The organism is Mesorhizobium sp. M6A.T.Cr.TU.017.01.1.1 (assembly GCF_004023115.1).
GTDB classification, from domain to species: Bacteria; Pseudomonadota; Alphaproteobacteria; order Rhizobiales; family Rhizobiaceae; genus Mesorhizobium; species Mesorhizobium mediterraneum.
In genome coordinates this window covers 35,268-47,577 of record NZ_RZTA01000023.1, presented here as the reverse complement: position 1 = coordinate 47,577, position 12,310 = coordinate 35,268, and the positions used below count along the sequence as shown (strand labels likewise).

The window sequence follows — 12,310 nt, the reverse complement described above, 5'->3', positions numbered from 1 at the left end:
CAAATCTTACCTGCGCTCAAAAGCGCGTGAAACCGGCCGGATGCGCGCTCTTGAGTATCTTCAGCGCTGGGACAACAAGAAGCGGCGTGCCTATGATCATCGGCACGATGTCCGACAGGCCCAGATACATCACCGCCCACCAGAAGGGGAAAATGCCGAGATAAGCGAGACTGGCCGAGACCGCGACGACCATCACAAGGCCAACGATGAGGCACACTGCCGCAATTTTGATCAGCGTGTTGCGATCGAATTTCGTCCTTGCTGGGTCGAATATCAGCCCGGGCAAGAGGCCGGTGAGGCCTACCATGATGCCGTCGACGATGAGCGAATGAGCGGGGATGAAGGTACCGGCCAGCAGCGACCAGACTATGGTGCCGAGATAGCCGCAGATGAAACCGCTCTTCCAGCCGAGCAGAATGCCCACCAGCGGGGGCAGAAAGGCGAAGATGCGCCACTGGATGACGCCGGGAACGAGTTGGATCGGGTTCGCATAGGCCCAGAGCACTCCGGTCGCCGCTGCAGCGACGATCGAAAGCACGATCGGGAAGAGGGTATTGCCCTCAGGATGAGTTGCAGTTGCTTCTTGCATGACGAAATTCCCCTGATGTGTCTCCCGTAATTGATAAGCAAGTTATATGCCGACCTTGGCGGGCACATCGGACTGGGCCGCGGTTGCCGCTTCTCACGGACTGCACACCAACTCCGCCAAACGTTGCCTTTGCCTCGCGTAAATGCCCGGGAACAAATTCGGTCCCTGAATGTTCGGCTTTCCGCGGACCGGCGGCTTATCCGTTCCGCACCTAAAACCAGAGAGACAGGAAATTCTTCGACGTATACGGTCTTTCTCACTGCAAGTTGAAGCCGTTGCTGAGGGAGCTGATTTCGCGTCGATGCGCATAGTTTCGGCCCGTGGCCGGTGGCCACGAACGAACCGGAGCCGGGTGACTATGTGATCACCTACCATAGGGACGAACATGAAGCGGGCTGGCTCGTCAGGCCTTACCATTCTCTTGTTGGGCACGGCCGAGCTCGCCGGCTGCGCAGGCGGCGTGCTCGACCCACAAGGGCCGGTCGGCGCCGGCAATCGGACAATCCTGCTCAACTCGCTGGCCGTCATGTTGGTGATCGTCGTCCCGACCATCGTCGCCGCGCTATGGTTTGCATGGTGGTTTCGCGCTTCCAACATCCGCGCCAAATACCATCCAGGATTCACCTATTCAGGCCGGATAGAGCTCATCGTCTGGTCAATTCCGACGCTGACGATCCTTTTTCTTGGGGGTCTGATTTATTACGGATCCCATCAGCTCGACCCTCGCAAGCCTCTATCGTCGACCAATTCGCCGCTTGAGGTGCAAGTCGTCGCGCTCGACTGGAAATGGCTGTTCATCTACCCCGACCAGCAAATCGCGAGCGTCAACGAACTGGTCATGCCTGCAGGGACGCCGGTGCGGTTCCGCCTGACCTCGGCGAGCGTAATGAACACATTTTTCGTTCCGCAGCTCGGGAGCATGATTTACGCGATGAACGGCATGGAAAGCGAGCTCAACCTCCTGGCCGACAAGCCTGGCGTCCTTTATGGCCAGTCGGCCCACTACAGCGGCGACGGTTTCTCGGACATGAATTTTCGGGTGCGGATCGTGCCGCCCGAAGCGTTCGCCCAGTGGACGGCGGGCCTCCGTGGCGGCGGCCAGACCCTGAATGCGGGGGCGTACCGCGAACTCGCCCGACAAAGCCAGGACGTGGCGCCGTTTGCGTTCTCGCATGTTCAGCCAGGGCTGTTTGATGCCGTGGTGCGTCAATACCTGCCGCCAGCACCCGGCCCAAACGAAGGCCGCGGCGGCAATCCACGGGTCCACCCCGATCCTTTGGGTCCGGCCACTCCGGCGGACCCGAATGCCAGACATGAACGACACGGAGGCGGTTGAACCATGCTGGGAAAGCTCGACTGGTCCGCGATTCCCTTAGATGAGCCGATCCCCCTCATCGCCGCTCTCGTCGTCTTCCTTGCGGCTATCGGCGTGTTGGCCTGGATCACCGTCAAAGGCTTCTGGCCCTACCTGTGGCGCGAGTGGATCACCTCGGTGGACCACAAGCGGATCGGCGTCATGTACGTACTTTTGGCGGTGCTTATGCTGCTGCGCGGTTTCATCGACGCGATCATGATGCGCACCCAGCAGATCGCCGCCATACATGGGCCAGGCTATCTGCCGCCCGACCACTATGACCAGATATTTTCCGCGCACGGCACCATCATGATCTTCTTCGGCGCAATGCCGTTCATGATCGGCCTCATGAATCTCGTGGTGCCGTTGCAACTCGGCGTGCGCGATGTGGCCTTTCCGACGCTCAATTCCGTCAGCTTCTGGCTGACTGCGTCGGGTGCACTGCTTGTCAACATTTCACTGGTGATTGGCGAATTCGCCCGCACCGGGTGGCTCCCCTACGCGCCGCTATCGGAGCTCGACTACTCCCCGGGCGTCGGCGTCGATTACTATCTCTGGGCGATCCAGATCTCGGGCGTCGGCACGCTGATGACCGGCGTCAATCTGGTTACCACGATTCTGAAGATGCGCGCTCCGGGCATGGGCTATCTGCGCATGCCCATGTTCTGCTGGACCTCGCTCGCCGCCAACCTCCTCATAGTCGCAGCGTTTCCCATCCTGACGGCAACTTTGGCGATGCTCACGCTCGATCGTTATCTAGGGTTCCACTTCTTCACGAACGAGGCTGGCGGCAACCCTATGATGTTCGTGAACCTCATCTGGGCCTGGGGCCATCCGGAGGTCTATATCCTCGTGCTGCCCGCCTTCGGCATCTTTTCGGAAGTGTTCTCCACCTTCTCGTCAAAGCCGCTATTCGGTTATCGTTCGATGGTGGCCGCTACGCTCTTCATCTGTATCGTCTCGTTCATGGTGTGGCTGCATCACTTCTTCACCATGGGCGCCGGCGCAGATGTGAATGCCGCCTTCGGCATCGCCACCTCGATCATTGCAGTCGGCACGGGCGTGAAGATCTACAACTGGCTCTTCACCATGTATGGCGGACGCATCCGCTTCGACACGCCGATGCTGTGGGCCATCGGCTTCATCACCACCTTCACCGTCGGCGGCATGACCGGCGTGCTGCTGGCCGTTCCGCCTGCCGATTTCATGCTGCACAACTCGATGTTCCTGGTCGCGCATTTCCACAATGTCATCATCGCGGGCGTGCTGTTTGGGGCTTTCGCAGGCTTCACCTATTGGTTCCCGAAGGCGTTCGGCTTCCGGCTGCATGAGGGCTGGGGCAAGGCAGCGTTCTGGTTCACGCTGCTGGGGTTCATTCTCGTCTTCCTGCCACTGTATATCGTCGGCCTGCAGGGCATGACGCGCCGCCTTCAGCACATCGAAATCGACCCTTGGGTGCCTTGGCTGATCGTTGCGGCCTGCGGTATTCTTGTGATGATCCTTGGAGCGGCCTGTCAGATCACACAGCTTGTTGTATCGATCAGGCACCGTGATGAGTTGCGCGACAAAACCGGCGATCCATGGGACGGCCGCTCGCTGGAGTGGTCCACATCGTCTCCGCCGCCAAGCTTCAATTTTGCCAGACTTCCGCATGTGGGAGGCGAGGAAGCCTACTGGACCATGAAGCAGCGCAGGATCGAAATGCAAGATTCGGGCGAGGAGCCGGCCTATGAACCGATCGAGATGCCGAAGAACAGTCCTACCGGATTCGTCGCCGCCTTCTTCGCGACCCTCGTTGGATTCGCGCTCATATGGCACATCTGGTGGCTAGCCATTGTCGGTCTTGTCGGCGCCTACGCCACCTTCGTGGTCTTTGCCTGGCGTGACGTCGCCGAATATGAGGTGTCCGCCGAAGAGCTCGAGCGCATTGAACGCGCCGGTCAGCCTGCTTGGTCTAAGCACGGGGAGGAACTCGCATGAGCGCGGTTTCGGGAGCGCTGCCAGGCGCCATTTCGCCTGGCAGGCCAGATCCACATCGGCTCGGCCACGGCTCCGGCCATAGTCATGGTGCGACGGGGCACGGCGAAGGTGGACCGGCTTCGAAATTCGTGACCGTCGCCTACGGCTTCTGGATTTTCCTGCTGTCCGACATCATCATGTTCTCGGCCTTCTTCGCGGCCTACGCCGTGCTGGCGAAGGAGATCGCCGGGGGCCCGTCCGGCCGCGATCTGTTCGAGCTCCCCAGGGTCGCGATCCAGACCGGGCTGCTTCTCACCTCCAGCTTCACTTGCGGTCTGGGAAGTCTTGCCAGCCACCGGCGCGATATGGTCTGGACACAGATCTGGCTGCTTGGGACAGGGATCCTGGGCGCCGCATTTCTTGTCCTCGAGGTGCAGGAATTCGCCGGAATGATCGAGGAAGGTGCCGGTCCTTCGCGCAGCGCCTTCCTTTCTGCCTTCTTTGCGCTGGTTGGATGCCATGGCCTGCACGTGGGAATGGGCCTGCTCTGGCTGGGCACGATGATCGCGCAGCTTTGGGTGAAGGGTTTTCGCGCCGACATCTTGCGTCGCCTTCAGTGTTTCAACCTGTTCTGGCATGCGCTGGACATCATCTGGATCGCGATCTTCACTCTCGTGTATCTTCTGGGAGCCAGCGCATGAGCGATCGTGACCACCGCCCCGAAGAATTCGCCGACCTTGACGATTCCGCGCCTGGCGAAGAGCGCATCAACGAGCAGGAGGTGGCCGGCGGCCTGCTGGGCTACGTGACAGGGTTTGGCCTGGCCATCCTGCTGACCATCGCCTCTTTCGTCGCGGCGCAGAGCGGTCTCATCTACCAGCCGGCGATCATCTCCGCGCTCGTTGTGCTCGCCATTGCGCAGATGGGCGTGCACCTCGTCTTTTTCATTCATCTCACCACAGGCCCGGACAACACGAACAACGTCCTGGCGCTGGCCTTCGGCGTATTCATTGTCGTGCTTGTCGTGCTCGGTTCCGTCTGGATCATGACGCACCTCAATCACAACATGATGCCGATGAACGGAATCCAAATGCAGTAGTGCAGCAAACGAGAACTGGGCTATCTGCCTTCTCCGTCTGGGCGCCTGGCTATCTCCAAAGGTTCGGGGCGCCGATACATCCTCGCGAATTTGTGGCTCGTCGAATGCTGAGCAACAGAAGCATGAACGGCTTCAAATCTATCTATTTCTTCTCAAACTATTCCGCGGCCAATGCCGTGATCTCGCGACGGAAGGGCAGTGCGTCGCCAATATCGGCTTCATCCAGCTCGCGAGCAAAGCGGTGCCCCGCATAAGTTGCCCACGCGATCGGCCCCGGCGCCTCGGCATCGCCGATGACCTTGATCGAGCGAATGCCGTTATCGGCCCATTCGTCCCTCCGCGCCTTCAAGCCCTGCCAGACGCCATCGTCCTGTTGGCGCGACGTCACCAGCACCACAGCGTCTGCGGCGATGTCACGTCGGTTGCCAGTATATGCACAGGCGGTGGCAACACCTCCCGGCACAATGCGCGTCACGATCCGGTTCAACACGATCTCAACGCCGAGGTCAGCCAGCCGGCGATGGATGGCGCCCTGCTCCAGCGTGTTGCGGGTCCAGTCGGATACATAGGCGGATGGCGTCACCAGCGTCACCTTCGCGCCCTGGCGCGCCATAAGCTCCGCCAGAACGCCACCCATGTAGTAGTGGTCGTCGTCGAACAGCACGACATTGCCGGTCGGCACATTGCCGCCCATCAGATCGTCCGGCGTGTAGACCGGCATGGCCGGATCGATCGGCATCGGCACGACATGCGCGCGCGCCACGCCGTCGCTGCGCCATGTCGAGCCGGTGGCGATGGCAACGTTTTGAAAGCCGAAGGCCAATATGTCCTCGGCAGACAACCGGCTTTCGAAATAGACGTCGACATTCGACATTTGGCTGAGCTGATACTGGCGATAGTCACGCACGCGGCCCCATGCGGAGAGGCCAGGCAAGCGGCACTCGCGCGCCACGCGGCCGCCGAGTTCGGTGCCGGCTTCGGCAACGGCCACCTGATAGCCACGCAGGCCGAGTGCGCGAGCGGCCTCCAGCCCGGCAGGGCCGGCGCCGACGATCAGCACGCTCTCGCTGTCGCCCTTGGCCTGCATGCGCTCCGGATGCCAGCCCTTACGCCACTCCTCCATGAACGTTGGATTTTGCGTGCACCGCGAGATGGACATCGTCATGTCGCCGGTAATGCAGATGTTGCAGCCGATGCATTCGCGAATATCCTCGATCCGCCCCTCCTCCACCTTCTTCGGCAGGAAGGGATCGGCAATCGATGGCCGCGCGCAGCCGATGAAATCAAGCGTGCCGGACCTGATCATCTTCACCATCACATCGGGCGACGTGAAGCGACCGACACCGACGACCGGCTTCGAGGTCAGCTTCTTGATGCCGGACACGAGGCTCTCCTGCGCGGCCTCCTCCTTGAACCGCGACGGCCCGGAGCAGTCCTCCCAGGCGCCATGAGCCAGATCCCAGAGATCGGGCAGGTCGGCGTGCATCTCGATCATGTCACGCACTTCGGAATTGGCGAAGCCAAGCTCGCCGATCATCTCGTCCAGCGACAGCCGCAGCGTCAGGCCGCAGGTGTCGCCGATGGCATCCCGGCCCTCTTCGATCAGCTCACGCATCAGCCGCGAGCGGTTTTCCAGCGAGCCGCCATATTCGTCGCTGCGCTGGTTGGTGGCGGTAGACAGGAAGTGCTGGATGATGCCGAAGCCATGCGCGCCGTAGAGACAAACCAGGTCGAAGCCCGCCCGCCTGGCACGCTTGAAGGCATTGCGGTGCCAGCGGCGCAGGTCGCGGATATCTTGCTTGTCCATGGCGCGCGCCTGAACCGGATCGTTGGTGAAGGTCCGGATGGGCAGGGCCGACGGTCCGCGTGGCACTTCCTTGGTGTAGAGGTTCGGGCCGTTGATGCCTGAATAGGCCAGCTGGATGCCGGCCAGCGCGCCATGCTGATGCATGGCGCTGGCCATCTTGGCCAGTGCTGGGATATCGGCGTCGTCCCACAGCCTGAGCTCGATGAAGGGCGTGATCTCCGAGGTATGGTGCATCTCGGTCTGCTCGGTGAAGATGACGCCCCAGCCGCCTTCCGACTTGATGCGGCGCATCTCGGCGGCGGCGGAAGGATCGCGGTAGCCGCCGCCATTGCAATGCGGAACCTGATAGAAGCGGTTCTTGGCGGTCACTGGACCGATCTTCATGGGCTCGAACAGAATGTCGTAGCGTGGATCGCGCATGGAACTTTCCTCGAGCCGTGGCGCAAGCCGGTCTGCCAAGCGCCATTGGGTTGATGCCGAGAGACTACTCATAAGTTGAGGCAGGCGCCGGAAAACTACAGATTTCTTCCGTGCCGATTAGGACCCGCCTAATCGGCACGGCCTGGATTAGCATCCGGTGAATCCCGGCTGAGCCAAATGCGACTTCAAGGCCGTGGCCACGCGATGCTAGATAGCTCGCACGGGCAACGAGATTTAGACGCATGGACAGCATCCGGATCCTTGAAAAGCTGATCGCATTCCCGACGGTGAGCCGTGACCCGAATCTCGACCTCATCGGCTACGTAGCGGACCTGCTGGACGCACATGGCATTGCCTGCCAGATCATTCAAAGCGGGGATGGCCATAAAGCCAACCTCTTTGCCACCATCGGACCGGCCGGGACTTCCGGCATCATGCTGTCCGGCCACACCGACGTCGTTCCCATCGACGGCCAGAACTGGACGCTGCCGCCCTTCGAGATGAGCGAGCGCGACGGCAAGCTTTACGGACGCGGGGCGGCCGACATGAAGGGCTTCGTCGCCTGCGCGCTCGCTGCATGTGTCACGGCTTCGAAAATGACACTGCAGACCCCGTTGCACCTGGCACTCTCCTACGACGAGGAGATCGGCTGCATCGGCGTGCGCAGCCTGATCGACATGCTGCGAGGAGCCCCGCAACGGCCGTTGCTATGCATCGTCGGCGAGCCGACCGGCATGAAGGTGGCGACGGGTCACAAGGGCAAGCTTGCCGCACGCGCCATCTGCAAGGGACGCGAAGGCCATTCGGCGCTGGCTCCACTGGCGCTCAACGCCATCCATCTCGGCTGCGACTTCGTCGCCGCCTTGCGCCGGGAGCAGGACCGGCTGGCGCGTGATGGCGCCCGCGATGGCGACTACGACATTCCCTACACAACCGTCCACGTCGGCAAGATGAACGCCGGCGTGGCGCTGAACATCGTGCCGAACCTCTGTCAGATCGACTTCGAGATCCGCAATATTGCAGCCGACAACCCTCAGGAGATCCTCGACGGTCTGCGCGCGGAGGCAGCGCGCATTGCCGTCGAAGCTTCGGCCATCGCGCCCGAGGCGGCGATCGACATCGACATCACCAACACCTATCCCGGCCTGGATACGGCGCTCAGTTCGCAAGCCGTCGCTTTCGTCAAATCGCTGACCGGCGCCAACGACACCATCAAGGTTGCCTTCGGCACGGAAGGTGGCCTGTTCAGCAGCGATCTCGGCACGCCGACGGTCGTATGCGGACCGGGGTCGATGGCGCAAGGGCACAAGCCGGACGAATTCGTCAGCGTCGAGCAGATGCGCCGCTGCGACAACATGCTGGACGAATTGCTGCGGCGGCTTGCCGACGACCAACTTCGAGCTTAGCAACAGAGCAGTTCGGATTTGATTGGGTAGCTGATCTAGCCAATCGACTGGTGTTCCACCGCCCGCCCGGCGCCGAATACGCCTTGCTCAACCACAAAATGCCGGCAGTGATCGATGAACGCCTGGACGGTTTGCGTGCGATGTTCGGAGTTGGGCAAGGCGACGCCCATGGTCAGAGGTCGCAGGTCACCATCCAGCGGCACAAAGACAAGTGGCTTGCCGTCCGGCGCCAGGGTGTTGAGCGGCCGCATATTGGCGATGCCGTAGCCGAAGCCATTGGCCACCATGGTGCGCATAACCGCAATGTCGCCTGTGCGCTCGGCGATGTTCGGTCGGATTCCCCGCTGGTGGAACGCCGACAGGAAATATTCGCGACTGAAAGGCAGGTCGAGCAACACCATCGGCTCGTCGGCCAATTCTTCCGTCGTGATCGACGCCTTTCCCGCAAAGCGGTGCCCCGCTGGCAGCATGACATAGGCCGGCACCAGGATCAGCGGCTCGAAGGTCATGTCCTGCGACAGTTCGAGATCGTATGTCAGGGCAAGGTCGATTTCGCCGCGCTGCAGCATCTCGAGCAGCTGCCCTTGATTGCGCTCGAACTGCCGCACACGCACATCAGGATAGGCGCGCTCGAACTTCATGCGCAGAGCCGGCAGAACGATCTGCGCGAACGTCAGCAAGCATCCTACTGCCAGCGGGCCGCGCACCTTTTCTGCAATGTCGCCAGCGACGTCATGCAAGGCGTCGGCGTCGTTGAGCAGGCGGGCGGCTTCCTTCAGGAAGACGCGACCGCCGGCGGTGAGCGACAGGCCGTGCGAATGCTTGCGAACAAAAAGCTGGACGCCGAACTCAGTTTCCAGCTGCGCGATGGAGGCCGAAATCGATGGCGGCGACACGTTGACCTGTTCGGCCGCCTTCGCAATGGAGCCCGCCTCGCCAACGGCGACGAAATATTCCAACTGTCTGAGCGTAAAGCGTAGCGGCATGGCTGGCTATGTTGCCGGTTTAGGTGCTTCGATCAAGCCTTTGCCATCCATCAGTATTTGATCCACGTCGTCTTGAGCGCGGTGTACTTGTCGAGCGCATGCAGCGACAGGTCGCGGCCGAAGCCGGATTGCTTGAAGCCACCGAACGGCGTCATCGGGCTCAGCGCATCGACCGTGTTGACGGAAACCGTGCCGGCATGGAGCCGGCCGGCGATGCGGTGTGCACGCGACATGCTGTCGGTCCACAGCGATGCGGCCAGCCCGTATGGACTGTCATTGGCCATACGGATCGCCTCCGCCTCGTCGTCGAAGGCGATGACAGAAAGCACCGGCCCGAATATCTCGTCCCGCGCAATCGGATCGGTATGCGCGACATCGTCGAAGATGGTGGGCTGGATAAAGCTGCCGCGCCCGTTGACCGTGACCAGATCGCCGCCCGCAACCAAGCGCGCGGTTTTCTTGCCGGCCTCGACAAACCGCATGACATTGGCCGCGTGACGGGCATCGACCATTGCGCCCATTTTCGAAGCCGGATCGAGTGGATCGCCGGGCTGCGTGGCCGCCGCGCGCTGCACGAGCCTTTCCACAAGAGCGTCCTTGATGCCGCGCTGCACGAGCAACCGTGAATTGGCGGAGCAGACTTCGCCCTGGTTGAAGAAGATACCAAAGGCCGCCATATCGGCCGCTGCGTCGAGGTCGCTGCAATCGGCAAAGACGAGGTTGGGGCTCTTGCCGCCGGTTTCCAGCCAGACCTGCTTCATGTTCGACTGACCGGAGTACTGCAGGAACATCTTGCCCACGGCAGTCGAGCCGGTGAAGGCAAGGCAATCCACATCCATGTGGCGGCCAAGCGCCTGGCCGGCGGTTTCGCCAAGGCCGGGCACCACGTTGAGCACGCCAGCCGGCAGGCCCGCTTCAACAGCCAGTTCCGCCAGCCGCAGGGCCGACAAGGGCGACTGCTCGGCCGGTTTCAGCACGACCGAATTGCCCGCCGCCAGCGCCGGCGCGCACTTCCAGGTCGCCATGTCGAGTGGAAAATTCCACGGCACCACTGCGCCGATCACGCCAAGCGGCTCGCGCCGCACCAACACCAGATCGCCTTCACCGGTCGGCGCCACTTCGTCATAGATCTTGTCTATGGCCTCGCCATACCATTGGAAGATCGCTGCCGAGCCGGGAACGTCGACCGAGGCCGCATCCTTGACGAGTTTGCCCATGTCGAGCGATTCAAGCAGGGCCAGTTCATGCAGGTTTTCGCGCAGCAATTGCGCCAGCCGCAACAACACCTCCTTGCGGTGCGCCGGACTGGTCCGTGACCAGACGCCGGCGTTGAAGCTGCGCCGGGCCGCGGCAACAGCCAGATCGATGTCTTCTTCGCCACAGGACGCCACTTCGGCCAAGACTTCGCCGGTTGCCGGATTGACGCTGGCGAAGGTTCGGCCAGAACGCGCCACAACCGCCTTGCCGTCGATGAACGCCTTGTCGCAAAAACGGATCGCGGATGCTTTGCCGATCCAGTCCTTGTGGCTGAGTTCGCTCATCGCAGATGTTCCGTGGCTGTCTCTTGACTATTCATCGCCGGGCACGCCGTAGCTCGGCGCATCGGATGGATTTATCGCGCGGGTCACATAGGCATCGAGCTGTGGCTTGTAGAGTTCCCACAGCGTCGCCAGTTGCTCGATCGGGCAGTCGTCGGTCCAGTCGCAGCGCAGGTCGGCGACCGGCCACGCAACCTCGCGCACCAGCTTCATTCCGGCGGAATGGATCGGGCCTGCCTCGCCACCTGCTTTCAGCGCGGCGCGCATGGTCGCGATGAGGCGGTCGCCCAGATGCCCTTCCGACACCAGAAAGGCCTCGACCATGGCTTGCGGCACTCCGTCATGGGCCAGCATGTTTCCGCCGCAAGCAACATTTTCCGCGCGCGCTTCCGCCCAGATGCCAAGCGCCCTGGGGCCTGAATGAATTGCGGTCGTCCCAGTGGCATCGACAGCCAGCACCTGCCGGTATTCGCTATAGGCGCCGGTGCGCTTCAATATGGCGACCGCCTCGGCCGCCGAAGCGCCGCGCGCCAGCAGTTCGAGGCCTCGCAGACCAAGCGTCGGATCGGTGACGTTCTGGCTTGCAATGGCGCCGACACCTGCCTGCGCGTAGGCGCAGCGCGCTGCTACCGCCGGCGACGAGGATGACACCGCGACCCCGAACATGCCGGTGCGGCTGCACCGCGCGACAATGGAGTATGTCATCGCCGTTAATCCGGGATGATCGAAGTGCGATCATCCGGAATGACGGCGGTGCCGTCGATCTCGACCAGCCAGTCCGGCCGCGCCAGGGCCTGCACGACAAGGCCGGTTGAGACGGGATGCACGCCTTTGATGTATTCGCCCATGGTGCGGTAGACCGCCTCGCGATGGCGCACGTCGGTGATGTAGACCACCACCTTGACCAGGTGTTCCATGGTGCCGCCGCACTCCTCGATCAGTTGGCGAATGTTCTGCATGACCTTGTGCGTCTGCTCGACGGGATCGTGGCTATCGATGTTCTTGGCCGTGTCGAGGTCCTGCGGACACTGGCCACGCAGATAGACGGTTCTGCCGCCCCGCGTAACAACCGCCTGACACAGATCGTTGTCGAGTTTTTGCTCGGGATAGGTGTCTTTCGTGTTGAACTTGCGAATTCGGGTATGCGCCATC

The 12,310-nt window shown here is 61.8% G+C and carries 11 protein-coding genes; 5 read left to right on the top strand and 6 right to left on the bottom strand.

Going from position 1 to position 12,310, the window contains the following annotated elements:
• Positions 1 to 16 precede the first annotated feature (16 nt).
• The gene (locus EOB36_RS10250; RefSeq protein ID WP_095486336.1) at positions 17 to 589 is read right to left on the bottom strand and encodes an aminotriazole resistance protein; all 573 of its coding nucleotides are present in this window, start codon (positions 587 to 589) and stop codon (positions 17 to 19) included.
• Between the two features lie 385 nt (positions 590 to 974).
• Here EOB36_RS10250 and cyoA point away from each other — a divergent pair, with 385 nt between their 5' ends.
• From cyoA to cyoD, 4 genes are read left to right on the top strand one after another with little or no spacing between them, the layout of a single operon-like run.
• Positions 975 to 1,925: a ubiquinol oxidase subunit II gene (gene cyoA / locus EOB36_RS10245; protein ID WP_128284797.1), complete on the top strand. Its 951-nt coding sequence runs from the start codon at positions 975 to 977 to the stop codon at positions 1,923 to 1,925.
• A 3-nt stretch (positions 1,926 to 1,928) separates the two neighbouring features.
• Positions 1,929 to 3,923, top strand: coding sequence for a cytochrome o ubiquinol oxidase subunit I (cyoB, locus tag EOB36_RS10240; protein WP_128284796.1), 1,995 nt, complete (start codon positions 1,929 to 1,931; stop codon positions 3,921 to 3,923).
• Complete coding sequence (cyoC, locus tag EOB36_RS10235) at positions 3,920 to 4,603, top strand: cytochrome o ubiquinol oxidase subunit III (protein WP_128284795.1); 684 nt, start codon at positions 3,920 to 3,922, stop codon at positions 4,601 to 4,603. The genes cyoB and cyoC overlap by 4 nt, the downstream gene beginning before the upstream one ends.
• Positions 4,600 to 5,001, top strand: a complete 402-nt coding sequence (cyoD, locus tag EOB36_RS10230) for a cytochrome o ubiquinol oxidase subunit IV (protein ID WP_095486332.1) — start codon at positions 4,600 to 4,602, stop codon at positions 4,999 to 5,001. Before cyoC ends, cyoD begins: the two co-directional genes overlap by 4 nt.
• Positions 5,002 to 5,158: 157 nt before the next feature.
• Here cyoD and EOB36_RS10225 read toward each other — a convergent pair whose 3' ends face one another.
• On the bottom strand, positions 5,159 to 7,228 hold the full coding sequence (locus EOB36_RS10225) for an NAD(P)-binding protein (protein ID WP_127204013.1): 2,070 nt from the start codon (positions 7,226 to 7,228) through the stop codon (positions 5,159 to 5,161).
• 242 nt (positions 7,229 to 7,470) lie between these two features.
• Between EOB36_RS10225 and argE the strand changes: the two genes are divergently transcribed.
• A complete protein-coding gene (gene argE, locus EOB36_RS10220; RefSeq protein WP_127204014.1) occupies positions 7,471 to 8,634 on the top strand; it encodes an acetylornithine deacetylase in 1,164 nt (387 codons plus the stop codon).
• A 35-nt stretch (positions 8,635 to 8,669) separates the two neighbouring features.
• On the opposite strand, the gene EOB36_RS10215 is transcribed toward argE, so the two are convergent.
• Genes EOB36_RS10215 through EOB36_RS10200 form a run of 4 tightly spaced genes read right to left on the bottom strand, consistent with a single transcriptional unit; the run spans position 8,670 to position 12,309 of the window.
• Positions 8,670 to 9,620 (bottom strand): LysR family transcriptional regulator, encoded by a 951-nt coding sequence (locus EOB36_RS10215; RefSeq protein ID WP_095486329.1) that lies wholly within the window; start codon positions 9,618 to 9,620, stop codon positions 8,670 to 8,672.
• Between the two features lie 50 nt (positions 9,621 to 9,670).
• Positions 9,671 to 11,161: an aldehyde dehydrogenase gene (locus tag EOB36_RS10210; protein ID WP_095486328.1), complete on the bottom strand. Its 1,491-nt coding sequence runs from the start codon at positions 11,159 to 11,161 to the stop codon at positions 9,671 to 9,673.
• Positions 11,162 to 11,188: 27 nt separating this feature from the next.
• On the bottom strand, positions 11,189 to 11,863 hold the full coding sequence (locus tag EOB36_RS10205; protein WP_128284794.1) for a DUF1028 domain-containing protein: 675 nt from the start codon (positions 11,861 to 11,863) through the stop codon (positions 11,189 to 11,191).
• A gap of 5 nt (positions 11,864 to 11,868) precedes the next feature.
• Positions 11,869 to 12,309: a RidA family protein gene (locus EOB36_RS10200; protein ID WP_095486326.1), complete on the bottom strand. Its 441-nt coding sequence runs from the start codon at positions 12,307 to 12,309 to the stop codon at positions 11,869 to 11,871.
• Between the last annotated feature and the right edge of the window lies 1 nt (position 12,310).